The following is a 24,521-nucleotide window of genomic DNA, read 5'->3' on the forward strand; positions in this document are numbered from 1 at the left end:
TTTCCGATGCCGGAAGCCTACCTCCGCCGCGCCCATCGGTTGGATGCCGTTCCGGCAACTCTGAAGCGGCCGGAACAGGCCGTCCGGAATGCGTCACCCAGCACAATCCGAACGGCCCGGAGGTGATGTCCGCCCGGCGGGCTCGCCGCTAACCGTCCTCGCCCGCCGGCACCGCCGCGCCGTGCACGGGCAGCGCCGTTCCGGCCGCCGCACGCCCGCCCCACCTCGCGCGCTGCCTCCGCCACCGGAAATCCGGCCTCGGAAGCGACCATACGGCGACCAGGGCGAGAAAGAACAGGAGCGTCACGAGGGTGGGCTCCCCGGCCGGATTCGGCCTGCGCACCAGACATAAGACGGCGGCGACGATGCCCAGGAACGTTCCGGCCACGAGAAAGGCCGTCGGACGGGGGCCGAAGAACTTGATCACATAACCGCTGGCGGAGGCCCCGAGCGTCACGGCGCCCGTCGTCAGGAACTGGAGGACCCCCTCCACCCGGCCCAGGACGTCTTTCGGAATGGCCTTGCTCTGGTGCACCGCCAAGGCGACGTTGATGTAGGCCCCCATGAAACTACAGGCCCCCCAGGCGCACATTCCGATCACCGGATCGCCCGTCATCGCCACGATCACCACGAACGGCAGCCAGGCCGCCACGCACCACTTGACCGTCGCCTGCGGCCGGAAGCGCCGCACGATTCCGGGCGCGGTCATGGCCCCCAGGAAACCGCTGACCCCCGACGTCGCGAGAAGCGTGCCGATGAGCGACCCGGAGAGGTGATTCCGCTCGGCCTCGACGACGAGCAGCAGAATGATGATCTGGAAGCCGATGTTCGCGACCGCGCACGCGACGATCGACGAGCAGAGGAAGCGGTCGCGGCTTATCCAGCCGAATCCTTCCTTGAAATAGGGGGTCATCTTCCGCATCGGCCCCCTGAGGCCCGAGCCCCGTGTTGGTTCAAAGGACTGGAGATGCTTCGTCCGCAGAAAGCGAAGGGAAACAACGGAGACGAAGGACGTCAATGCGTCGAGCACATAGGGAAACGCATGGCCCAAGGAGAAGAGCAGTCCGCCGACCGGCCGCCCGAGGACCAGGGCCAGATGGTGCCGGGCCTCGCTTTTGCCCATCGCGTTCTCGGCTTCGCCGTCCGGCACCACGTGCCGGACGGCCGCCATCTCCGCTATCCGGAAGAAGACCGCGCAGGAGCCGTCCACCACCGCGGCCACGACGAGGAACGGCCAGGGTTCGGGGACGGTGAAGAGGCCGACGAACAGCACGATGGAGTTCAGCACCCGGATCAGCTGGCTGCGCAGCATGATCCGGCGCCGGTCGCAGCGATCGGCGATCAGCCCGGCGGGCAGGTGCAGGAACAGTCCGGGCAGGGTGCTCGCGGCCGCGACCCAGCCGGCGACGATCGGCGAGTCCGTCAGCGCGAGGGCCAGCAGAGGATTGGCCGCGGCCGCCCCGAGCGTGCCGAGTTGCGAGAACGCCGATCCGCCCATCAGCAAGGTGAAATCGCGGCGCCACACCCGGTCCTGCGCTTCTGCGGACTCCCCGGTCCGTGAGTCCTCGGCCCCGCCGCCGCCCCGCACGTCCGGTTCGGGTGGGGCGGTGCTCACCTCTGACTCTCCTTGCTCCGACCGTGGTCACCGTCCGAGCGCTCCGCAGCTCCGACGTCTTATCATATTGCCCAGCAGGATTACGAGCTAAAGTCAAAGCTGAGCATAAAATTTCGCCAGGACTCGCCAAAGAAACCCGGTTCATCCGCTTTCCCGGCAACCGGATTCAGTCGCGCACGGATCCTAGCAGCAGACATATGCGTCCCCGTAGAGGGGAGCGGTCGCCAAGAAGCGGACAATAGATCAGCGAATACGCCATGGGCGCCATACTTCTATTTCGCCACTAAACCGGACGAACAGGAGCTTGGACTTCAAAATCCAGCGTTCGTCACACGAGGGCACGACTGTTCACGGAGAACACGGGCCACGAAGGGCCGGAGGCCCCCGTGCCTACGCGGTGCCGGTCAGGGCGCGCTTGGCGATGAGGGCCTCGCGGTTCCGGCTGTCGTGGCCGAGGACGTCCTCGAAGACCGCGCGGGCGGCGCGCGTCCTCCCGGACCGCCAGAGCGCCTGGCCCAGCGCGGTCTGGATCGACAGCTCGTGCGGCAGCCGGCTCGCCGCCGCCTGGAGCTGCCGGACGGCCTCTCCGGCGTCGCTCGCCAGCAGGATCCGGCCGATGCCGGCCAGGAGCCAGCCGACCGCGGCGTTGTCCGGAATGGCCTCGCAGATCGTGGCGGCCTTCCGGTAGCGCACGATCGCCGTCGGGGCGTCCCCCTGTTCGTAGGCGATGTCGCCGAGGAAGGTGGTCGCGGTGGCGAGGACCTTCATGTCGCCGCCTTCGCCGCAGGCGCGGACGGCCGCCTCCGCATGGCGCCGCGCGAGTTCCGCGTCGCCGTCCAGAAGCGCCAGCCGCGCCTGGTGCAGTCGTATCGAAGGTCCCGGGCGCCTGATCGGGACCGCCCCGCCGCCGAGCTTCCCGATCGGCTCGATCAGCCGGGGATGCTGCAGCTCGAAGTACCGCGCCCCGTCGCGCAGGCGCGCCCGGACGAGGTGATGGTCCTGCACCGCGTCGACGACCGCCTTGGGGACGTCGTCGTACAGGCGCGACTCGGGCACCCCGGCGCGCCCCCAAGGCCCGCCGAACACGCCGCGGAACCAGGACAGGACGTTCGCCGCACGGATGCTCTGGTCGGCCGCGATCGTGGCGAGACCGTGCGCGCAGAACTCCCCCAGCACCCGGTTCACCTCGCCGCGCAACCGGTCCACGGAGACCTCGGTGTCGCCGGGCAGGTCCTCCCACAGGCGCGCGCAGACGAGTTGCAGCAGCACCGGCTCGACCCGTGAGGTGGTCTGGACGGCGCCCGCCATCCGGACCGTCCGCAATTCCCGCACCAGCGCCTCGGCGAGGTCGCCGTCGCTCCGGCCGGCGCCGCGGATCAGCGCCTCCGCCGCCTCGCACGCCGCCTCGGGCGTCAACGGCTCCAGCGAACACGTCGCGGGCGACTCCTGGCCGAGCCGGCCGGCGAGTTCGAGGACCTCGTCGAGGGCGTCGTCGCGGACGACCAGGAGCAGGTGCAGGTCCGGCTCCTCTTTCATGACCACCGCCAGGTCGTCGAGGAGCTCCCGGCGGTGCCGTTCGTGCCGGGACGAGGTCCGCAGGAGACCTTCCGCCCCGTCGATGGCGGCGAGTGTGGGGAGCTGCGTCCCGAACCGGTCGACCCGGCGGTGCTTGCGCAGGAACGCGCCGATCGGCAGTTCGGAGATCTGCACCGGCGACGCGCGCGTGTACCACGAGGCCAGCAGGGCCAGCCGGAAATGGTTGTGCTCCGGCAGGGCCGCCACCGGGAACGAGGGCCGGTACGCGATATGCGCGACGGGCAGCACATTCGCGTCCTGGTCCCGCAACCGCGGGACGACGCCCGCGCGCAACAGCGAGGTCTTGCCGACACCGGCGCCGCCGTGCAGCACGGTGAGCCGGTTCTCCTCCCAATTCCGCAGAACCTCGCGCGTCTCCGTGGTCCTGCCGCGGAAGAGGTCCCGATGCGTTTCATCGAGCGCGCGCCCGCCCGCATGCGGACCCGGAGAGCCGAAGGGAGACTGCGCGATCATCATTCCGTCCCATGAGCAGGCACCCGTGGAAAGATGTGCCGGCAAGCTCACCCGAGCGTAGCGCACGGCCGACCGAATGGTCCCGGTAACGCCCCGAAGAACGGACGCCGTCGCCTCGCCCCTATGCCCTGGTCGCCGCCGTCTTCCCGCTCGGCCGCCGTGACATCTTGTTGTCGAACCCGGCCCTTGCGGTACCCGGCTTCAACAGCTCCAATCCGACTCGCCGCATCCCTGGAGAGAAGCCGGAAGCGGTGGCGGCCTCGAGGGTCTCACGGGCGAAGCCGAATGAGCGGTTCTGCATCCGTACCTCCTCTGTACCGGTGCCACAGAGGTCCCGCCAGTGCGTTTCTCCCGGACACCGCAAGGTGATCAGGACCATGGTCTCAAAAAGCGGCCCTGGGCACCAGAGCGGCGCCACCTGCGCCCCTCTCTATTCGGACAGCCTGTGAACGCCGTATAACGGCGTCCGAAAAAGGGAGGCCGATCAACGTGTCACCTGACACAGACTGGTACGAGCAGCTTCAATACACTATCTTCATTGACGGAATTACTTGACCACGACGTGATGCGGTGTGTCCGGTGGGGGCGCCGGCATGGCGCAGGGGGATCGAGTGACCAACGCACAGCCGGATTCATCGTTCGCCACGGATCGCGTACCCCAGATCTGGGGCAAGGTCCCTCCCAGGAACAAGAACTTCACCGGCCGGACGGACCTTCTCGAGCGACTACGCGGAGGCCTGGCCAACAGGGTCACCGCAGTGGTCCCGCACGCGTTGCACGGTCTCGGCGGCGTCGGAAAGACCCAGATGGCGGTCGAGTACGCCTACCGGTACAGATCGGCGTACGACCTCGTCTGGTGGATCCCAGCCGACCAGCCCGTCCTGGTCCGCTCCTCCCTCGCGAGCCTCGCGCAGCCCCTCGGCCTTCCCTCGGCCTCCGTGAGCGGCGTCGAGGACGCCGCCAACGCCGTCCTCGACGCGCTGCGCCGCGGCGAGCCCTATACCAACTGGCTGCTGATCTTCGACAACGCCGACGAGCCCGAGGAACTGACCGAGACCCTCCCGCAGGGCCCCGGGCACGTCCTGATCACTTCGCGGAACCACCGCTGGGCGGGCGTGGTCGACGCGGTCCCGATCGACGTCTTCACCCGCGAGGAGAGCATCGAGTTCCTCACGAGGCGGGTTCCGCGCGGCATCAGCGAGGAGAACGCCGACAGGCTCGCGGAGGAATTGGGCGACCTCCCGCTCGCCTTGGAGCAGGCCGGGGCGCTCCACGCTGAGACCGGCATCCAGGTGGAGCAGTATCTGCAGCTCCTCGAAGAGCACACCAGCCAATTGCTCTCCCAGGGCAAACCGACCGAGTATCCGGTGTCGATGACGGCCGCTTGGGCGCTCTCCGTCGCCAGCCTGGAAGAGAAGATGCCCGAGGCGCTGGACCTCCTGCGCTATTGCGCGTTCTTCGGTCCGGAGCCGATTCCGCGCGACAGCTTCAGCAAGGTCGTTCCCGGTCTCAGCCCAGGGCTCACGACCCTGATCAGGGACCCCATCAAGCTGAGCCGGGCCATCGGCGAACTGGGGCGCTTCGCTCTGGCGAGGCTCGACATTCCGGCCCGGACGATCCAGGTCCACCGGCTGATCCAGGCTCTCGTCCGGGACGAGGTCTCGGAAGCGGACCAGGAGCGCCTCCGGCACGAAGTCCACCTGCTGCTGGCCGCCTACACGCCGCCGAATCCGAACGACTCGAGCAACTGGGGCAAGTTCCTGAACGCGCTCGGGCACATGGAGCCGGCGGGCGTCGCCGAATGCTCCGAGCCCTCGGTCCGCGACTTCTGCCTCCAGATGATCACGTACCTGTACGCCTCGGGAGACGTCTCCTCCGCTCAGTCGTTCGCGGAGTCGTTCCTCGAAGTGTGGACGGCCTCGTCCGGGACCGACCACGAGGACGTCCTGAAACTGCGCGTGGAAATGTGCAACATCACCCGCGAACTGGGGCTGTACGAGGAAGCCGCCACGCTCGGGGCGCAGACTCTCGCCATGGCCGAGAAAGCGCTCGGTCTCGATCACGACACCACGCTGCGCGCGCTCCGCGGGCGCGCGACGGACCTGAGGGCGAGCGGCGACTTCCAGCAGGCGCATCAGATCGACGACGACGTGCTCCGCCGCTTCGAGTCGAAATTCCCGGACGACGAGTGGAGCATCTGGCGCGCCAAGAACAGCGTCGCGCTCGACCACGGTCTCAAGAGCGACTATACGAACGCCCGTCTCCTTCTTGAGCAGGTGTACCTCGAGGTACTCGAAACGGGGAAGGCGGCGGGCGACCCCGCCTCCTATCTGAACATCTACACCGGGCTGGCGCGGGCGGTGCGGCTCGGCGGGGACTTCTCCGAGGCGTGCGACCTCGGGGAGGACGCCTACGCGTTCGGGATCGAGGAGTTGACCCCCGACCATCCCTGGACGCTGCGCACCGGCAAGGACCTGTCGATCGCGCGGCGGCGCGCGGGCGACTACGAGCGCGCTCAGGAGATCGCCGAGGACATCCACCAGCGGTACGTGCGCGCCTTCGGCATCGACCATCCCGACACGCTGGCGGCGGCGACCTGCCTGGCGAACATCCGCCGGACGCTCGGCAAGTTCGAGGAGGCCATGAACCTCGCCGAGGACACCGTCCGCCGCTACCCGCGCGTCTACGGCGCCGACCACCCGTACAACCACGCCTGCGCGGGGAACCTGGCCATCCTGCAGCGGGTCACCGGCGACCCGCAGGCGGCGCGGAAGACCAACGAGGACGCGCTCGCCGGGCTGGAGCTCAAGCTGGGCCGCGACCACCACTACTCGCTGACCGTCGCCCTCAACCTGGCCAGCGACCTGGCCGCGCTGGGCGAGAACGAGTCGGCGTACCGCCTCTGCTCGGGCACGCTGCGCCGGCTGAGCGCCCTGATGGGCGAGGACCATCCCGTGACGCTCTCGGCCGCGGCCAACACCGTCGCCGATCTGCGCACCCTGGGCCGTGACGAGGAGGCCGAGGCGCTGTTCGCCGACACGGAGCAGCGCTACCGCCGGACGCTCACGCTGGAGCACCCCGACGCCAAGGTCTTCCTGGAGGGACGGCGGCTGGACGCGGACTTCGACCCGCCGCCGATCTAGCCCACGGCGGCCGCGGGCCGCGCGGGCGAGCCGTCCAGGTCGCGGCTCAGCACGTCGCGGATGTGCGTGATCAGCTTCAGCAGGTCGCGGCAGTACACCGACGGGTTCCGGAAACCGGTGCCCGACTTGTACCGGTGCGGGTAGAGGCCCGCGCCGCACACCTCGTGCGCCTCGCAGGCGAGGCACTGGGCCGACAGCGCCTGCCGGCCGATCTGCCGCGCGGCGACGGACGGCAGCGAGAGCACGGTGTCGAACGGGTCGCGGGACACGTGCAGCCGGGTTCCGGCGGCCCCGTCGTAGGCGGACTTCAGCGAGTCGACCTGCTCGATCTCGCCGTTGGTCTCCACCACGGCGATGGCCACCGGGGACAGGCCCACGGCCTCGCTCGCGGACATCCGGCCGAACAGCAGCCGGATGATCTCGCTGAACAGCCGGATCCGCACCTGGTCGGCGTCGCGCCCGTACCAGCGGTCGAATATGGCGATGAGCCAGTCGCCGTACGGCGTCGACTCGTCGGGCGGACGGCCGGGCGGCGGCGCGTCCCAGTTCCCGTGGGGCAGCAGGAAGTCCATCTCCGGCGGCTCGAACGCCAGGAGGGCCTCGTAGGTCGCGAGCGGGTCGTTGCGCAGCTCGATCGTGCTGAGCAGGCCGCCGAACAGGTGCCGGTACGGGGTGCCGGTCAGGCGCTCCAGGCCCGTCCGCACGTCCTGGTAGCTGCCCCGCCCGTTCGCGCGCCGCCGGTGCCGGTCGTGGCCCTCCTCGTCGCCGTCCACGCTCACGCCCACGCTGACGCCGTGCTCGGCGAACAGGTCGAGGAACAGCTCGTCGAGCAGGACGCCGTTGGTCTGCACGCTGAACCCGACGCGCACGTCGGGCTCGCAGGCGGCGCGGATCGTCTCGACGGCGTGCCGCAGGTGCTCGACGCCCGCCAGCAGCGGTTCGCCGCCGTGCAGGACGACCTCGACCTCGGGCAGCAGGTTCATCCGGGCGTGCTCGGCGATGCGCTCCGCCGCCCAGCCGACGACCTGCCGCGACATCCGCCGGGGCTGGCGGCGCCAGCCCTGGTCGGCCATCTCGTACATGTAGCAGTAATCGCAGGCCAGGTTGCACCTGCTGTGCACCTTGAGGATGAAGTCGCGGATCGGGGTGGGCCGCCAGCCGCGTTCGAGGAGGGCGCGCACGTCCAGGGCGCCCGGCCACTCGATCTCCTGGCCGGGTTCGTCCCTGCGGACGCCCACGCTTGCCGACCTCCTAGGTGAGACCAAGACGCGGCGCTGCGCTTGTATTTTGTACTGGTATATCGGGCTTACATGATCAATAAACGCGATCAACTCTCGTTCGTCAAGGCCCACCGCTCATGGTCCCGCCACGTTCCGTCGATCTTGATGTACGCGGGCGAGAACCCCTCCCGGCGGAAGCCGAGGCGCGCGGCCAGCCGCAGGGACTCCGCGTTCCCCGGCTGGATGTCGGCCTCCACCCGGTGCAGCCCCAGCCGCTCGAAGGCGTACCGGACGGCCAGGGCCACCCCCTCGGTCATGTAGCCCCGGCCGGCGTGCGGCAGGAACGCCGCGTAGCCCAGCACCCCGCGCTGGTACGACCCGCGGACGATCTCGTTGATGTTCACCATGCCCGCGAGGTCCCCGCCGTCGCGCAGGCAGACCACCATCCCCACCGCGGTCACCTGGTCGAACCGCGCGAGGTAGGCCGCGAACTCCGCCGCGGACCGGGGCAGCGCCACCCACGGCCGGTGCAACCCCTCGCTCGCCTCCGCGAGTTCGAGGAACCGGGCCTCGTCGTCCGCCCGCACCCGCCGCAGCAGGACCCGGGTGCCCACCGTCAGCTCCACGCTCACCCGCGAAATCTACGCCACCCCGGGCACTTCGCCCTTACCCTCCCCCGGAACCCGGGGCAGGGCGGCCGGGACCGGCGCAAGCCCGGCCGGGAAGCATCCGAGCCGGGCCCGGCCGACGCTCTGCGGTTCCGAGAAGGTCAGTGCGTCAACGCGCGGGTGTGGAGCGCGGTGACGGCCTGGCGGGCGGAGAGGATGGCGCCGTGCTGCCAGGCGTCCATGTAGGAGAGCCAGTCGCCCGCGTAGAGGACGCGGCCGGTGGGCGCGGTCAGCGGCTTGAGGACGGGGGCGTCGGGGGTCCAGCCGGGGAGGTTGTGCCAGGCGCCTTCGATGTGCGGGATGTAGCGCCATGACTGGGAGAAGGACGAGGCGAGTTCCGTCCGGTACTTGGCGCCGTAGATGCGTTCGCCGAGGGTGACGGCGCGTTCCTGGCGCTGTCGCGGGGTCATCTTGCCGTACTTGTCGGCGGTCTCGTCGTAGTTGTAGTAGCCGACGATGACACCCCGCCGCTCATGGAAGCCGTGTGAGGGGTGCCAGACATGCGTGAGGTCGAGGTCGGTCTCGGTGATGCCGCCGTAGATGCGGTGGTCGGTCTCCCACCACCGGCTTCGGTATTCCAGTCCGATCTTGCTGGCGGAGGCGGGGGTGATGGCCCGCAGGGCCGTTTGGACGTCGTCGCCGAGGTTGTGCGGGAGCCCGGCCAGCAGGTGCGGAGGCATCGCGGCGACGCAGTAGTCGGCGTCCAGGGTCTTCTGGCGGCCCGCGGCGTCGGTGTAGTGGACGGTCACGCCGTCCGGCCGCTGCACGAGACGGGAGGCGGCGCAGCCCAGCTTGACCTTGCCGGGGCCGATGGCGCGCGTCAGCGCCCTGGGGATCTGGTCCATGCCGCCGACCGGCTGGAACATCAGCATCGCCTGGTCGTACTCGAACTCGAAGGAGAAGTAGCGTCCGACGGCCGACGCGAATACGTCGGAGACGCCGGGAACGGCGCCCAGCGGCGTGCCGGGCTGACCGGCCGCGCCGGGGTAGACGCCGAAGCCGCGGTTGGTGCCGCCCTTGTAGGCGAAGCCGTCGGACTTGCCGCCGATCTGGCCCCAGTCCTCCAGGAACGACAGCAGCGCGGAGCGGTCGTCGCCGGTCAGCTCGGCGTCCAGGGCGCCGCTGCCGGTGGCCTTGGCGAGCAGCTCGCTCACGTAACCGTAGACGTCCGCCTTGGCCGTCCGGTAGCGCATGGGGTGCCCGGGCTTCATGCCGGAGGACTCGTTGTAGATGTAGGCGTCGGCGTTGACGTTGGTGAACACCTCGATCGGGACGCCGAGTTCCCTGCAGTAGTCGAGCGTGACCATCCACTGGGCGAGCCTCGCGGGTCCCGCGTTGAGGTACTGCCCTTCGCCGAAGCGGGCGACCTGCTTGTTGCCGAACAGGTCGGTCTGCTCGGTGCCGCCGCGCACCGTGAAGTTGCGGCCGCCCGTCCGGTCGCGCGGCTCCAGGATCGTGCAGCGGTATCCGGCCTTGCCGAGTTCGTAGGCGGAGACGAGGCCGGCGATGCCGCCGCCGAGGATGACGACGCTGGCGGCGCTGCGCCCGGTGAGGTGGAAGTCGGCGGGGCTGGGGGGCCGGAAGGGCGGCGTGGCCGCGGTGGCCTCGGCCGGTGCGAGGCCGAGCGCCCCCATGGCCGCGAACATCGTGCCGGCACCGCCTGTCAGCCCCACCGCGCGCAGGAAGCTCCTGCGCGTCTGCCCGTGCCGCGTCCGCTGGATCTGTGCCAAGGCGCATCTCCCCACATGAAGATCGTTCCGTCGATGCGCCGACGATCTTCATTTTGGAACGTTTCGGGCAGAGTGCTCCCCTGTGAACTTCATGTGTCCTGACCCCGCGAACGCGCGAACGGCCCGACCGCAACGGAACGGAAATCGCGGAGATCCGCCGTCCCCGCGGGTTTCCATGTCCTCATTCATCTCAACCGATGATCGCCGCCCACAGAGGAGATGGAGCTGCACGTTCTATGGCGAACGTCAGGTTCTCCAGATGACCGTCGTTGGCTTCATATCGGTACGTAAATCTGATTTCTGAGACGGATTTCCCACGTCGCGACCGAGCCGCCGATCGCCATGCGCAGGCGGGGCAGCAGAGACGGCGACCGAGGTCAGGCATTGGTACGCGGTCCGCGCCATGGCGGAGTCCGTCAAGTCGCCGGCCCGGCTCCCGTTCCGTCCCTCACCGGCCTGAACGACTTCGCGGTCTCCAGCGGGAACCGGCTCTTCGTCGGGAACGAGAGAGCGGTCCTCGGCCTTCAGTTCCCGGCATGACCGGACGGTTCACCGCGGGAGGGGCTCCACGGGCGCAGGCGGAATGCCGGCCAGGCAGGAGGTGTCGCCCACCCGAAGGCGGCGGATGAAACCGGACTCGATCGCGGCCGCGCAGCCGCTGGGTTCGTGTTCGGCCACGTGACCGACATTGGGCACCTCCACGACCGTGGACCGCTGGAACCGGCGGGCGACCTGCCGGCCTTGCTCGGTCGGGGTGTTGGCGTCCAGGTCGCCCGACACCACCAGCACCGGGACGTCGGGGAGGGGGCCGCTGGTCGGCTGGACCGGGCCGTGCCGGTCGGGCCAGCGCACGCACGCGTTCCCCCAGCTGTAGCTCACGCCGGTCCAGGCTCGTTTACCGAACGGCCAGTACGTCCGCTCGGGAATCGCCGCGAGCCCGGACGAGAACTGCCGGAGCCGGGCCGCGACCGGCGCTGTGCGGCTCCAGGCCGTCGGGTAGTCGTTGCACATCACCGCCGCGGCCTGCTCGGGGTTGAAGAGCTGCTGCTCGTCCTGACGGAGCGCCGACCCGCTCAGCGGCGCCACCTGACGGGCGGCCTCGATCAGCGGCGCGTTGTCGGCGTGGAGGGCCCTGCGGACCATCGCGGGCACGCCACCGATTCCCTCGGGGGCCGAACCCGCCAGGCCGTAGACGATCGAGGCCAGCGCGGTGTCGTCCAGCCGCCGCTGCTCCTCCCCCAGCGTGTAGGTGATCGGCCGCGTCCGCAGCCTCTGGGCGAGCCGCGCGACGTCGCGCAGGACCTCGTCGCCGTCGCAGGCGCCCGCACTGCGTTCGCACACCAGTCGCAGCGTTCGGCGCGCGGCCCGCGCGTTGGGACGCGCCCACATGTCGAAGTCGAGCGGATAGGCGCTGGAGAGCACCATCGAGCGGACATGTCCGGGATGGCGCTGGGCGTAGACCGTCATGAGGTAGGTGCCGTAGGACTCCCCGAGCAGGTCGAGCCGCTCGACGCCCAGCTTGGCCCGGATGGCGTCGATGTCGTCGGCGATCTCGGCCGAGGTGTAGCCGCGGGCGCGGATCCCGAGCGTCCGGCCGCATTCACCGACCGCCCGCACGAAGCCGTCGCGGGTCGCGGGCAGCGAGGCCAGGGCCCCGCACCGGACGGGGTCGGAGCGGTTGACGCCGCGCGGGTCGACGAGGAGCAGGTCGTGGTCCTGCAGCAGGCCGGCGAACATCCGGGCGTACTGGGACGCGGACGCGATCGCGGAATCCCCCGGACCTCCGGGGTTGAGCGCCACCGTCCCCGTGGCGGGCCGGGAGGTGTCGCGATGCCTGATCAGGGCGTAGGCCACCGTGGTGTCCCCCAGGCCGGGACGGTCCCGCACCAGCGGCACCCGCACCGAGCCGCACACCGCGCCGGAGACCGGCACGCAGCCGGCCGGCTCCCGCGCCGGCTTCTCGGCGTGTCCCGCCGGTGCGGTGAGCGCGGCACCGCAGGCGACGGCGGCGACGGCGGCCGCCGCGCTTCCCGCCCTCTTCGAGATCGACTTCATGCTCGGAGTCTGGAAGGCGGCCGATCGGCCGCGCATCGCCCTCCATGGGGAACCGGCACCCCGGACCTGGGAGGGAGGCGACGCGCGCGGTGCCGAAGGGACAGACTTGGGCCATGGAATACGTCGGCCGGGTGCCCGCGCCGCCGCTCGACAGGCTCATCGACGACATCTACTGCCTGACCGGGGTGCCGCGCCACCGCCGAATGAACGTGCCGCCGATGCCGTCGGCGCACCTGTTCGTCAACCTGGGCGAACCGGCCCGCCTGTGGGACTCCGATCCTTCGGTGCCGCCGGCGCTGTTCGGCGACGGGTGGTTCATGGGCGTGTGGACCAGGCGTTTCCTCTTCGAGTACCCGGCACGGGTGCGTCTGGTCGGGGTCCACTTCAAGCCGTGGGGGCTCTCGCCGTTCGTCGACGTGCCGGCGGCCGAACTGCGGAACCGGTGGGTGCCCGTCGACGCCGTCTGGCGTCGGTCCATCGACCGGATCCGCGACCGGGTCGGCGACCGGGTCGGCGACGTCCCGTCGGCCCCGGAGGCGATTCGGGTCGTGGAGGAGGAACTGCGGTCGCGTCTCGCCGAGGCGCCCCCGCGCGGCCTCGGCCTGGTCCGGCATACCGGCCTGCGGTTGGAGACCTCCTACGGCGCGGTCCCGGTCGGCGCGCTGGCCGACGGCGCCGGGGTGAGCGGCAACCACCTGGCCGCGCAGTTCAAGTCCCATGTCGGGGTCACCCCCAAGCGGGTGGCGCGGATCTACCGCTTCGCGCGGCTGATCCTGTCGGTGGACGCCCTGCGCCCCGTCGACTGGTCGGACCTCGCCCACGCGGCGGGCTACTTCGACCGGGCCCACTTCACCAGGGAGTTCAAGGACTTCACCGGCCACACCCCCACGGAGTACCTGGCCCTGCGGCGCCGGTTCCCCGCCGAGCCGGGGTTCCCGCCGGACGACGGCCCGATGCCCGCCGATTGATTTCTTACATGCCCGGTCGCTCCCCCGGACGACAGGATCGTGAACCGAGGCCCGAGGACACCGGAGGAGAACCCGTGGGCGCAGTGATCATGCACAACGTGATGTCGGTCGACGGCTTCATCGCCGACGCGAACGACGAGGTCGGACCGCTCCACGACTGGTACTTCAACGGCGACGACCCGATCGTCGGAGGCGTCGACGAGCAGTACGACCACTCCGGCTCGGGCAGCCCGTTCAAGGTCTCCAGCGCGTCGGCCGAGTACGTCCGGTCGACGTGGCGGACGATCGGCGCCATCGTGATGGGCCGCACCCTGTTCGACCTGGTGAACGGCTGGGAGGGACGGCCGCCCGCGGGTGACCACGTGATCGTGGTGTCCCACCGGCCGAAGCCCGAGGGCTGGCATCCGGAGGCGTCGTACCACTTCGTCGACGACGTGAAGGCCGCGATCGACAAGGCCCGCGCCCTCGCCGGGGACCGGACCGTCGCCGTGAACGCCGGGGACGTGGGCGCCCAGATCCTCGCGGCCGGTCTCGTGGACGAGGTGGCGATCGACGTGGTGCCGGTGGTGTTCGGCTCGGGCAAACGCTACTTCGGCGCCATCGACGGCCAGCACCTCCTGGAGGACCCCCACGTGGTCATCCAGGGCGAGGGCGTCCTGCACCTGAGGTTCAGGGTCCGCCGCTAGCCCAGGACACAGAGCGCACAGCAGAACGGCCCGGCCGGGTTCCCGGTCGGGCCGTTCTGTACTCGCTGGTGGAGGTGGCGGGAATCGAACCCGCGTCCTTCGGTGAAGAGCTAGGGCTTCTCCGGGTGCAGCCTGCTTGGCGTTTTCTCAGTCCCGGCGCTCACGCAGGCGTGTCGCCGACGGACTCAGTCGCTGTTCGTTTTCCCTACAGGCCCCGCGACCGGGCTTGCAGGTGGAGTCTCCTTACGATGCCAGACCCCGGTTCGGAGACGCTACCGGGCTGACAGAGTTCGCTCCTCGCTCAGGCGGCGAGGGCGAACTCGGACTGCTTCTTGTTGGCAGTTATTGGTTTGCTGTCACAGGATTAACGAGGTCACGACAGCAACCCTCGACCCGCTTCCCCTGGCTCGAACGACCGAAGTCGAAGCCGGTCACCCCCATGTTGAGTTGTCAACGCGGCCGCCGCAGGGCGTCCGCACGATGACGTTACAAGGATAACGCCTGCGGGGGCAACGTAATTCCCCGCGGCCCCCGGGCCCCCTGAACGCAGGAACCCCGGTGGCGCGAGCGAGTCGCGCCACCGGGGTCGACCGGCAGGGTCAGGCCGGTCCGGACGGCAGAGCCTCCCCCGAGACGAGGCTCTGGTCTCATCACTGCGACCGAGTCCGCAACCCCCCAAGCGGATACTCAGTCACCCGGGAAGACGCACCCGGAGCCCGGGTCGGTTGCGTCCCGCCGGGCAAAGAGATTCCCAAGTCCCGGCGGGATCGCTCAGCCTGAGGTACCGGTGCCCGTCCTGGCCTTGGCGGGGATGCCGCGCAAGAAGGCTGCGGCCACCGAGGACGCGGAGTACGGCCCCTCGATCGCGATGGCGAACGCGAGCTCGCCCGCGGAGCCGACGAACCAGGAGACCGTCTTCTGCCTGCCGCCCTCGGTGTACTGGGCGGTGGCCGCGGTCCCGGCGACGTCGTTGGTGACGTGCGCGGCGCGGGCGACGCCCTTGGACGTGGTACGTCCCAGCAGGGTCGTCAGGTTGGCGACGGGGTCCGACGGCAGGTTCTGCGCGCCGATGTCGGCGGCCTTGGGCGGGTCGGTGAGCAGGTAGGGGGATCTCCAGGTGCCGGTCCGGGCGGCGCCCGCCACCAGGGCCATCGCGAGGGGGCTGACCTCGACGCCCTGGCCGGCCATCGCGGCGGCCTTGGCGCCCTCGCTGTTCAGCGGGGGGAGCGACCCGGTGAACGCGGGGACGGAGACGCCCCATCCCCGGCCGATGCCGAGCTGGGACGCCGCCGACTGCAGGGCGCGCGCGTCGATCTTGCTGCTCAGCTGGGCGAACGTGGTCGCGCAGCCGAGGGCGAAGGTGTTGGCGAAGGCCGTGTCGGCGTGCGCCTTGTTGGTGAACGTCTTGCCGCCGACCGTCACGCTGCCGGGGCAGGACGTCTTGGTGTTCTGCTTCATGCCCCCCTGCTCGAACAGCGCCTCGGCGGACACCATCCCGAACGCCAGGCCGGGCTGGTAGTGGGCCTCGAAGGCGCGGTTCTCGCCGCCGGTGGCGTGGTTGGCGACCGCGACGACCTGGCCCGTGTTCGGGCGCAGCGCCACCAGGGACGCCGGGTAGTGCAGCGCCTTGAGCGCGGCGTCGGCCCTGCGCTGGACGGTCGGGTCCAGGGTGGTGGAGACGGGCTGCGGCGCGATCCCGGGCCAGGTCTTCAGCACCTGCGTCTGCTTGCCGGTGGCGTCCTGCGCGACGACGCTGACGCTGGGTGTCCCGGCGAGCCGGCGCTGCTGCAGGAGCTGGACGCCGCTGACGCCGATCGTGTCGCCCGGCTGGTAGGGGGCGCCGACCTGCTGGAGCAGGTCGGCTGTGGCCGGGCCGAGCTCGCCGACCAGCTCCGGCGCGTAGTTCGGGGCGCTCGGCGCCTTGATCGCGTTGATCTTCAGGCCCGGGACCTGCTTCAGCCGCTGGGCCAGCGCGCTCTGCTCCGGGTAGCGCAGGGTCAGCAGCGACAGGAACTTCTGCGGCGGGGCCGAGCGGACCCGGCCGAGCAGCCGCTCGGAGTCCAGCCGGCGGCCGCCGGCGAACTTGGCCACCTTGGCGAGCTGGTCGACGGTGGCCTGCGCGTCGGCGAGGCGCCCGGGGACCACCCCGATGTCGTAGGAGTACACCTCGTGCAGCATGCTGCGGCCCGCGCCGTCCTCGATCGGGGCGCGCTTCGGCACGTCGGAGACCACCGCGAGGCGCTGGCCGGGGCCGAGCTGCGGGTTGATGATCGAGGGGTTCCAGACGACCTTCCACTTGCCGCCGACCCGGTGCAGGTGCATGTGGCCGAGGTACTCCCAGGGCTGCCCGTTCTCGCCGAGGTCGATCTTCACGGAGAACCGGGCGTCGGCGTCGTCGCCGTTCTTGGCGATCGCCTTGACCTTGGTGTCGTCGACGCGGCCCTGGTCGTCGGAGACCCCGAGGGACAGCCGCAGCGACGCCGCGTCCAGCTGGGCGCGGACGGCGCCGAGCGCGGACTCGACCGCCTTGCGGTCGGTGCCGACGGTCTTCTTCGCGGCGGCCGGGTAGTTGCCGACCTGCCAGGCGATCAGGAAGTCGCGGACGGCGGGCATCGCGGACGGCTCCGCCCAGCAGCCCGTCGTCATCGTCGCGACGAGGGCGCCGCAGGCCGCCAGCGAGACGGCGCGGCGGCGCACGGTGCGGCTCCCGCGCGGGAGCCGCCTGCGCGGGAGGCGTCCGCGGCCTCGGTTGGTCATCGACACCCTTACCGTCTCCTGAACCGGGCGGCCGCCGCCTTCTGCATCTCCCGGTCGGCTTCCCGCTTGGCGATGGCCTGGCGTTTGTCGTAGGCCTTCTTACCACGGGCCAGGCCGATCTCGACCTTGGCCTTACCGTCCTTGAAGTACAGCGCCAGGGGGATCAGTGTCCAGCCCGGCTCGGACGACTTGGCGATGATCTTGCTGATCTCGCGGCGGTGCAGCAGCAGCTTGCGGCGGCGGCGCGGCGCGTGGTTGGTCCAGGTGCCCTGCGTGTACTCGGGGATGTGCACGTTCTCCAGCCACACCTCGCCGTCCATCACGTGGGCGTAGCCGTCGGCGAGGGAGGCGCGGCCGGCGCGCAGCGCCTTGACCTCGGTGCCCATCAGCACCATGCCCGCCTCCCACGTGTCGTCGATGTGGTAGTCGTAGCGGGCACGCTTGTTCTGGGCGATGAGCTTGCGCCCTGTGTCGCGTGGCACTGTGATCAGTCCTTGTCCGGCGTCGTCGCGAGCAGGCCGCGCAGCACGCTCCGGCCGCGCTGCTCGGCCACTGAGGGAGGGCGGTCGGCGGAGACCGCCACGTCGGGTTCGATCCCGACCCCGTCGAGGTTACGGCCGCCCGGGGTGCGGTAGCGACCCACGGTCAGCTCGATCGCCGATCCGTCGGCCAGCCGGACCGACTCCTGCACCGAGCCCTTCCCGTACGTACGCGATCCTATGATCACCGCGCGGTCCCGGTCGCGCAGGGATCCGGCGACCACCTCGGCGGCGCTGGCGGTCCCGGCGTCGACCAGCACGACGAGCGGGGTCCGCGCGTCGCCCGGCGCGGTGACGGTGCGCCGCTGGACGGGCCCGCCGCGCGGTTCGTAGGTCACGACGAGCCCGCCGGGCAGGAACGCCGACGCCGTCTCGACCGCCTCGTCCAGCAGGCCGCCGGGGTCGCCGCGCAGGTCGAGCATGATCCCGCCGGACGGGGCACCGGACGGCGACCGCCCGGTCACCGCGTCGCGGACCTGGCGTCCGGTGCCGCGGGTGAACGCGCCCACCCGGATCAGCCGGACGTGGTCGGGCAGGTCGGTCACGGTGACGTCGCCTCCGGAGACGGGGGTGCGGACGAGGTGGAACTCCTCTGTCCGACGCCCGCGGAGGACGGTGAGTTCGACGGCGTCGCCGGGGCGCCCGCGCAGCGCCGCCGCGACCCGCGTCACGTCCCGGCCCTCGGCCGGGGCGCCGCCGACCGCGGTCACGACGTCGCCGGCGAGGACGCCGGCGCGCGCGGCGGCGGTGCCTGGCTGGACGCTCGCGACCCGCACCCGCGGATCGCCGTCGGCGCTGCCGAGCCAGATCCCGACGCCGCTGTACCGGCCGTTCAGGCGGCCCTCCATGTCGTCGTAGCGGGCCGCCGGGTAGTAGCGGGCCCACCTGTCGCCGAGGCCGCGGAGCATGCCCTCGATGGCGGCGCGGTCGAGCTCGCCGCGGCCGACCGGCCGCGCGGCCCGGCTGCCGATCTTCGCGGCGGCCTCGTCCAGCACCGACCCGCCCGCGGCCGCACGGCGGTCCAGGCGCCCCTCACCGCTCAGCACCCCGAGCCCGTAGGCGCACAGGATCGCGGTGGCGACGGCGGCGCCGCGCAGCATGCGGCCTGGGACGGACATGTCGGCAAGTGTAAAACCGCGGCCGCGCGGCCCTCCGCCGCTCCGCCGGACGAGTACGGCTAGATCTTCAGGTATCTGCGCAGGGTGAGGAACGACGACGCGGCACAGAGCAGCACGCCGAAGCAGATCGACACGATGATCACCATGATCACCTGGAACCAGCCGAGCTGGCTGACCAGCTGCACCGTCCCGGCCAGCCGGTCGATCAGCAGTTTCTTGCTGATCACCAGCAGCACCGAGGCGAACAGCCCGCCGATCAGTCCCGCGATCGCGCCCTCCAGGATGAAGGGCAGCTGGATATAGGTGTTGGAGGCGCCGACCAGCCGCATGATCCCGGTCTCCCGGCGCCGGTTGAACGCCGACAGCCGGACCGTGTTCCCGACCAGCAGCACCGACGCGATCACCTGGATCAGCGCGATGCCCAGCGCCGCCGCCTGGAGCCCGTTCAGGATCTTGAAGAACTTCTTCAGGATCTGCTGCTCGTTGATCACCGTGTCGACGCCGGGATGCCCCAGCATCGCCTGCGCGACCGGTTTGTACTCCTCCGGGTTCTTCAGCTTCACCCGGAACGAGTCGGGGATGTCGCCCTCACGGGTGCTCTGCACGAACCCCGGCGAGCCGGCGAAGCGGTCCTTGAACCGCGCGAACGCCTGCTGCTTGTTCTCGTACTGGACGTTGGAGACCTGCGGCATCTTCTTCAGCTGCGCCTGGATCTCGGACCGCTGCTGGTCGGTGACGTCCTGCTTCTGGCAGTTGGCGTTGGAACTGGTCTTCGCGCACAGGAAGATCGAGACCTCGATCTTGTCGTACCAGTAGTCCTTGGACGCGGCCACCTGCTGGCGCAGCAGCAGTCCGGTGCCGAAGAGCGCCATGGCGATGGCGACGGTGATGACCAGTGAGATCGTCATCGTCAGGTTCCGGCGGAGACCGATCCAGATCTCCTGCATAACGAACTGTACGCGCATGCCTCGCTGTCCTTGATCGCCTGTTCCCGCCGCCGGCACGGGCTCCGCGGTGCGGGCCCTGAGCGGGCGTCCCCTCTGCCTGAGTCGTACGCCCGGTGGGATCCGTCGGGTTCAGATGGAGCCGCCGCTGGAGGGGTCCGCGGCGGTGGCCCGTCGGGCCGTGGTCGATGGGGGCTCGTGCCGGCAGGTGCGCCGGGCCCGGGTCAGTACGCCTGGCCGTACACCCCGCGGGACTGGTCGCGGACGACCCGTCCGTCCTCCAGCTCGACGACGCGCTTGCGGAACGCGTCGACGATGGCGGCGTCGTGGGTGGCCATGACGACGGTGGTGCCGGTCCGGTTGATCCGGTCGAGCACCTTCATGATGCCGATCGAGGTGGCGGGGTCGATGTTCCCCGTCGGCTCGTCCGCCAGCAGGATCATCGGCCGGTTGACGAACGCCCGCGCGATCGCGACGCGCTGCTGCTCGCCGCCGGACAGCTCGTCCGGCATCCGGTGGGCCTTGCCCTCCAGGCCGACGAGGTCGATGACCTCGGGGACGACCTTGCCGATGAAGCGCCGCGGCTTGCCGATCACCTCGAGGGCGAACGCGACGTTCTCGAAGACGTTCTTGTTGGGGAGCAGCCGGAAGTCCTGGAAGACGCAGCCGATCCTGCGGCGCAGGTGCGGCACCTTCCAGTTGCTCAGACGGCTCAGGTCCTTGCCCGCCACGTGCACGTGACCCTGGGACGGGCGCTCCTCCTTGAGGATGAGGCGCAGGAAGGTCGACTTCCCGGACCCGGACGGGCCCACCAGGAACAGGAACTCGCCCTTCTCGATGCCGACGTTCACATGCTGGAGAGCGGGGCGGTTCTGGCTCGGGTAGACCTTGGTGACGTTGTCGAAATTGATCACGGCTGCATCACGGCGGTTCAGTCTAGGGGTTGGGGAGCGGCCCGGCCGCCGGCCGCGGACTGGCCGTCCGCGTGCTGCGACCTGCGCCGCCCGGCTCCGCGACCAGGGGGGCCGTGGAACCTTCGAGCAGTGTAGAGGGGACAGTCAACTACCTCGTCCCCCTCCGTGGGGTGGGAACGCCCGGGGCCCGCCGCGTTCAACGGCGTGTCGCGCGCGGACGGGACGACGGCGCGGACGGCGCCCCGCGGGGCCCCGACCTGTCCGTGCTGTGTCATGTACCGTCTCCCGACGTCCGGCCGTTTCATGCCGTCAAGCTCCCGGACTTGCCGGAACGACCATACAGTCCGGCTACGCTGGATGATGGTGAAAGATACCTAATCGGTCGACGATCGACGTATCCCCATATGGAGCCACGTACCGTTCACGGAGAGTGGGGCCCACGACATGAGCTGCGAACATCTGATCTGCGCTCGGTGCTCGAATCCGGTGGTCGAGGGACGCTGCCCCACCTGCCGCGCCGCGCGCGCGGAGCTGCACCAGCACGGCCCTTCCGTCCCGCCCGCCGTCGTGCTGGCCGTCCTCGTGGCCCTGCTGTTCGCGGCCCTCGTCCTGCAGCGCGTCTACGGCTGACGGCCCGTCCCGCCAGGGGCTCTCAGGGCTTCTTGAGGGTCGGGGTGGCGGCCTTGGAGATCGCCCCGTCGTCGGCCACCAGCTCGGCCTTGGGCTGCGGCTTGCCCTTCTTGGCACGCGGCGGGTCGTAGGCGGCGAACTGGAACGTCGCCGTGGTGTCGATCTCATCGCCCTCGACGGTGCCGTCCAGCAGGTGCTCGGCCTCCTTCGGAATCTCCGGCTTCGGCCCGGGCGCCCCGGGCCCGACGACCGCGTTGTTGCGGAACAGCGAGTACAGGATCAGCCCTCCGCCGCCCTTCGTGCGCAGCCCGAAGTAGGGATAAGGCGTGGCCGTGTAGACGATGGTGAGGGTGAGGTCCTGCTCCTTGGCCTTCTTCTTGGCGCGCTTGGTCTGCTGGTAGTAGCCGGACGTGAGCGGACCGGTCTCCATGACCTTGGCGGCGACGCTGGCGGCGCCCTCGGCGGCCATGGTCGCCTGGATCCCGCCGACGTCGCGGGGGCGGATCAGCACCGTGGAGTCGTCCGAGCTCAGCGGCTCGGCGTAGCCGTCCGGGTCCGTCTGGATCTTGGGGAGCCGGGCCTTGGGCGCGAGTTCCGTCGCCAGCGTGAGGTGCCAGTCGTCGGTCGGGCTTCGCAGGATGAAGCCCATCAGCGCGGACTCCTTGCTCTTCTTGTCGCCCGCGACGGATCGGTCCACGGACGCGACGAACCACTGCGGGTACGCGTCGGCCTTCAGCTTCGGCACGTACAGCTTCGGCTTGCCGTAGGTGAAGCGGCGCACCGGGTCGCCGTCAAAGGCCGCCTTGCGGAACTCGGCGGCGGTGAGCAGGGACTGCCCGTCGGACGTCCAGGTCAGCGCCAGCCGCTCGTCGGCGGCGGCGCGGGCCACGTCCTCGTCGGTGATGTAGGTCTGGAAGGCCTTCTGCGCGACGTCGAGGGTCAGCGGCACCGGCTGCGGCGGGGTGGTCGACGGCATGACCGGGGTGGGGCGGGCCCGCGGCTTGTCGCCGCCGCCGCAGCCGCCGGCCATGAGCGGCGGCACCAGCAGCACGGCGGCCGCCACCGCCCGCGCGATCCTACGCAACTACCGCCCCCCGGCACCGACGCTTCGCCGGGCCGTTTCCCGGCCCTGCCTTCCGGCCCGTGATTCTGCCATCCGCCGCGCGTCCGCGGGCGTCCGGGCACTGCCCGCACGGCGATAAGCTCGAAGCGTGGCAGGCATCGAACCGGAAGAGCAGCTCAAGGAGCTCGGCTCGACCCTCGCGGGCATCGAGCAGGTGCTGGACCTCGACGGCATGCGGCGTGACATCGCCGAGCTGCGCGAGCAGTCGGCCGACCCCGACCTGTGGAACGACCAGGAGCGCGCCCAGTCGGTGACGCGCCGGCTGTCGTACCTGGAGAGCGAGCTCGGCCGGGTCGAGGGGCTGCGCCAGCGGCTGGACGACGCGGCCACCCTGTACGAGATGGCGCAGGAGATGGACGACGCCGACACGCGCGCGGAGGCCGATGAGGAGCTGGCTGCGCTGCACAAGGCGATCCAGCAGCTCGAGGTGCGCACGCTGATGTCGGGCGAGTACGACGCCCGGGAGGCGCTCGTCACCATCAACGCGCAGGCCGGCGGCGTGGACGCGGCCGACTGGGCGCAGCAGCTGCAGCGGATGTACCTGCGCTGGGCGGAGCGGCACGGCTACCCCACCGAGATCTACGAGACGTCCTTCGCCGAAGAGGCGGGGATCAAGTCGACGACGTTCACCGTGAAGGCGCCCTACGCGTACGGGACCCTGCGCGGGGAGCACGGCACGCACCGGCTGGTGCGGATCTCCCCGTTCGACAACGCGGCCCGGCGGCAGACCTCGTTCGCGGGGCTGGACGTCGTCCCGGTGGTGGAGCAGAGCGACCACGTCGACATCGACGAGAGCGACCTGCGGGTGGACGTGTACCGGTCGTCCGGGCCCGGCGGCCAGGGCGTCAACACCACGGACTCGGCGGTGCGGATCACCCACATCCCGACCGGCATCGTGGTGTCCTGCCAGAACGAGCGGAGCCAGCTGCAGAACAAGGCCACGGCGATGAACGTGCTGCAGGCCAAGCTGCTGGAGCGCAAGCGGCAGGAGGAGGCGGAGAAGATGTCCGCGCTGCGCGGTGAGGGCACCAGCAGCTGGGGCACGCAGATCCGCAACTACGTGCTGCACCCGTACCAGATCGTCAAGGACCTGCGGACCGGCGTCGAGGTCGGCAACCCGACCGCGGTGCTGGACGGCGACATCGACGAGTTCATCGAGGCCGAGATCCGCTGGATGCGCCAGCAGGAGACCTCCGCCTGACCCTCGCCCGCGTGCGAGTTTTCGTATTCGGTGAGTGATCTCACGGTCACTCTGCGATTATCTTCCGTGGACCGGATCCACCGACTCCATCCACGGGGGGCTGCATGCCCGCACGCAACGTCACGTCCACGTTCCTGCCGGCCGTTCTGCTGGCCGGCGCCGCGCTGGCCGCGGCCGGGTGCGACGACAACACGTCCTCGGCCGGCGTGGGCCCGCCCGCGCTGTCCAAGCAGCAGGCCGGGCAGGTGCTGGCCGCCTACGCCACCGCGGTCAACCGGGTGGGCAAGCAGCTGGACGGCAGGCGGCTGCCGGGCATCGAGGCCGATCCGCAGCTGTCCATGGACGAGGCCGCACTGAAGCTGCGGCACGTGATCGGGCAGCGGCCGCCCGCGCTGAAGTTCACCCATCAGGTGTTCTACATCCCGCGGCTGCACGGGTACCCGCACTGGTTCGCGGCCGACGCGATCACCGGCAAGGGCAAGCAGACACTGCGGCACGCGCTGCTGTTCACGCAGGCCAAGGCGGGGGCGCCGTGGCTGCTGGCCGCCGACCCGTACCCGGCGGACGCCTCGCTGAGCAAGGTGGCGCTCGACCCGGACGGGTACGCCACCCCGGTGGACGCCGGCGACAAGGGGCTGCCCGTCGCGCCGGCCCGGCTGCCCGCGGCGCACGCGGCGCTGCTGAGCGGCGGCCCGTCGGCGCCGGGGGCGTCGGCGCTGGCGAAAGGGCCGAAGACCAGCGAGACCTACGACGCCCTGAAGCAGGGCGAGCAGACGCTGGCGAAGCGCGGCGTCACGCTGTCCTCGACGTTCTCGGCGGCGCCGTACGCGGTGTACGCGCTGCGCACGAAGGACCGCGGCGCGCTGGTCTGGTACGTCGTGAAGCAGAACGAGGCGTATTCCGCCGCGAAACGGGGCAGGCTGGCGGTGAGCGGTGATCTCACCGGGCTGGCCCCGGCGGCGTCCGCCAGGACGCGGATGGACACGACCGTCCTGGTGCAGTACCTGGCCACCGTTCCGCCGAAGGGCCACGCCACGGTCACCGGCATGTACCGCAAGGCGATCGCGGCCCACGGTTCCTGATCTCCGTCGGGTGCCGGGCCGTCCCGCTCTTCTCGACCGCTGCAGTGGGACGGTCCCGGCATCCGACGGGCCGCCACCG

18 protein-coding genes and 1 other RNA gene are annotated in these 24,521 nt (G+C 70.6%); 6 read left to right on the plus strand and 13 right to left on the minus strand.

The window, feature by feature from the left end; translation table 11 throughout:
- Window positions 1–148: 148 nt before the first annotated feature.
- Window positions 149–1,615 carry an MFS transporter gene (locus ABT299_RS09000; protein ID WP_387021234.1) on the minus strand — a complete coding sequence of 489 codons (1,467 nt, stop codon included), beginning with the start codon at window positions 1,613–1,615 and terminating at the stop codon, window positions 149–151.
- Window positions 1,616–2,005: 390 nt separating this feature from the next.
- The gene (locus tag ABT299_RS09005) at window positions 2,006–3,667 is read right to left on the minus strand and encodes a tetratricopeptide repeat protein (RefSeq protein WP_500250278.1); all 1,662 of its coding nucleotides are present in this window, start codon (window positions 3,665–3,667) and stop codon (window positions 2,006–2,008) included.
- A 590-nt stretch (window positions 3,668–4,257) separates the two neighbouring features.
- Here ABT299_RS09005 and fxsT point away from each other — a divergent pair.
- On the plus strand, window positions 4,258–6,807 hold the full coding sequence (fxsT, locus tag ABT299_RS09010; protein WP_190862968.1) for an FxSxx-COOH system tetratricopeptide repeat protein: 2,550 nt from the start codon (window positions 4,258–4,260) through the stop codon (window positions 6,805–6,807).
- Here the strand turns inward: fxsT and ABT299_RS09015 are convergent.
- The 4 genes from ABT299_RS09015 to ABT299_RS09030 all read right to left on the minus strand — a co-directional run bounded on the left by ABT299_RS09015 (window position 6,804) and on the right by ABT299_RS09030 (window position 12,480).
- A complete protein-coding gene (locus ABT299_RS09015; protein WP_500250279.1) occupies window positions 6,804–8,045 on the minus strand; it encodes an FxsB family cyclophane-forming radical SAM/SPASM peptide maturase in 1,242 nt (413 codons plus the stop codon). The two genes, fxsT and ABT299_RS09015, sit on opposite strands and share 4 nt — an antisense overlap.
- Window positions 8,046–8,134: 89 nt before the next feature.
- Window positions 8,135–8,659 (minus strand): GNAT family N-acetyltransferase, encoded by a 525-nt coding sequence (locus tag ABT299_RS09020; RefSeq protein WP_347256940.1) that lies wholly within the window; start codon window positions 8,657–8,659, stop codon window positions 8,135–8,137.
- Between the two features lie 137 nt (window positions 8,660–8,796).
- The gene (locus tag ABT299_RS09025) at window positions 8,797–10,425 is read right to left on the minus strand and encodes a flavin monoamine oxidase family protein (protein WP_500250280.1); all 1,629 of its coding nucleotides are present in this window, start codon (window positions 10,423–10,425) and stop codon (window positions 8,797–8,799) included.
- Between the two features lie 549 nt (window positions 10,426–10,974).
- A complete protein-coding gene (locus tag ABT299_RS09030) occupies window positions 10,975–12,480 on the minus strand; it encodes an alpha/beta fold hydrolase (protein ID WP_500250281.1) in 1,506 nt (501 codons plus the stop codon).
- Window positions 12,481–12,593: 113 nt separating this feature from the next.
- On the opposite strand from ABT299_RS09030, the gene ABT299_RS09035 reads away from it, so the two are divergent.
- Together ABT299_RS09035 and ABT299_RS09040 are read left to right on the plus strand one after the other, a co-directional pair.
- Entirely contained in the window at window positions 12,594–13,448 is an 855-nt protein-coding gene (locus ABT299_RS09035; RefSeq protein ID WP_500250282.1) for a helix-turn-helix domain-containing protein, read from the plus strand.
- A gap of 74 nt (window positions 13,449–13,522) precedes the next feature.
- Window positions 13,523–14,134, plus strand: a complete 612-nt coding sequence (locus tag ABT299_RS09040; protein WP_500250283.1) for a dihydrofolate reductase family protein — start codon at window positions 13,523–13,525, stop codon at window positions 14,132–14,134.
- A gap of 66 nt (window positions 14,135–14,200) precedes the next feature.
- Here the strand turns inward: ABT299_RS09040 and ssrA are convergent.
- The 6 genes from ssrA to ftsE form a co-directional block, all read right to left on the minus strand.
- Window positions 14,201–14,573, minus strand: a transfer-messenger RNA (tmRNA) gene (ssrA, locus tag ABT299_RS09045).
- A gap of 332 nt (window positions 14,574–14,905) precedes the next feature.
- Window positions 14,906–16,891, minus strand: coding sequence for a penicillin-binding transpeptidase domain-containing protein (locus ABT299_RS09050; RefSeq protein WP_500250284.1), 1,986 nt, complete (start codon window positions 16,889–16,891; stop codon window positions 14,906–14,908).
- Between the two features lie 8 nt (window positions 16,892–16,899).
- Window positions 16,900–17,373 carry an SsrA-binding protein SmpB gene (smpB, locus tag ABT299_RS09055; RefSeq protein ID WP_190863019.1) on the minus strand — a complete coding sequence of 158 codons (474 nt, stop codon included), beginning with the start codon at window positions 17,371–17,373 and terminating at the stop codon, window positions 16,900–16,902.
- 5 nt (window positions 17,374–17,378) lie between these two features.
- On the minus strand, window positions 17,379–18,548 hold the full coding sequence (locus tag ABT299_RS09060) for a S41 family peptidase (protein WP_500250285.1): 1,170 nt from the start codon (window positions 18,546–18,548) through the stop codon (window positions 17,379–17,381).
- Between the two features lie 59 nt (window positions 18,549–18,607).
- On the minus strand, window positions 18,608–19,513 hold the full coding sequence (gene ftsX, locus ABT299_RS09065) for a permease-like cell division protein FtsX (protein ID WP_190863023.1): 906 nt from the start codon (window positions 19,511–19,513) through the stop codon (window positions 18,608–18,610).
- 203 nt (window positions 19,514–19,716) lie between these two features.
- Entirely contained in the window at window positions 19,717–20,406 is a 690-nt protein-coding gene (gene ftsE, locus ABT299_RS09070; RefSeq protein ID WP_151541270.1) for a cell division ATP-binding protein FtsE, read from the minus strand.
- Between the two features lie 444 nt (window positions 20,407–20,850).
- On the opposite strand from ftsE, the gene ABT299_RS09075 reads away from it, so the two are divergent.
- Window positions 20,851–21,036, plus strand: a complete 186-nt coding sequence (locus ABT299_RS09075; RefSeq protein WP_190863025.1) for a hypothetical protein — start codon at window positions 20,851–20,853, stop codon at window positions 21,034–21,036.
- A gap of 22 nt (window positions 21,037–21,058) precedes the next feature.
- On the opposite strand, the gene ABT299_RS09080 is transcribed toward ABT299_RS09075, so the two are convergent.
- Window positions 21,059–22,099: a DUF8094 domain-containing protein gene (locus ABT299_RS09080; RefSeq protein ID WP_500250286.1), complete on the minus strand. Its 1,041-nt coding sequence runs from the start codon at window positions 22,097–22,099 to the stop codon at window positions 21,059–21,061.
- Between the two features lie 148 nt (window positions 22,100–22,247).
- On the opposite strand from ABT299_RS09080, the gene prfB reads away from it, so the two are divergent.
- Both prfB and ABT299_RS09090 read left to right on the plus strand, forming a co-directional pair.
- Window positions 22,248–23,360, plus strand: a complete 1,113-nt coding sequence (gene prfB, locus ABT299_RS09085) for a peptide chain release factor 2 (protein ID WP_151541273.1) — start codon at window positions 22,248–22,250, stop codon at window positions 23,358–23,360.
- A gap of 104 nt (window positions 23,361–23,464) precedes the next feature.
- A complete protein-coding gene (locus tag ABT299_RS09090; RefSeq protein ID WP_433141421.1) occupies window positions 23,465–24,442 on the plus strand; it encodes a DUF8094 domain-containing protein in 978 nt (325 codons plus the stop codon).
- Window positions 24,443–24,521 lie beyond the last annotated feature (79 nt).

Origin of the sequence: Spirillospora sp. NPDC000708 (genome assembly GCF_040299565.1) — a bacterium.
Taxonomy (GTDB): Bacteria; Actinomycetota; Actinomycetes; order Streptosporangiales; family Streptosporangiaceae; genus Spirillospora.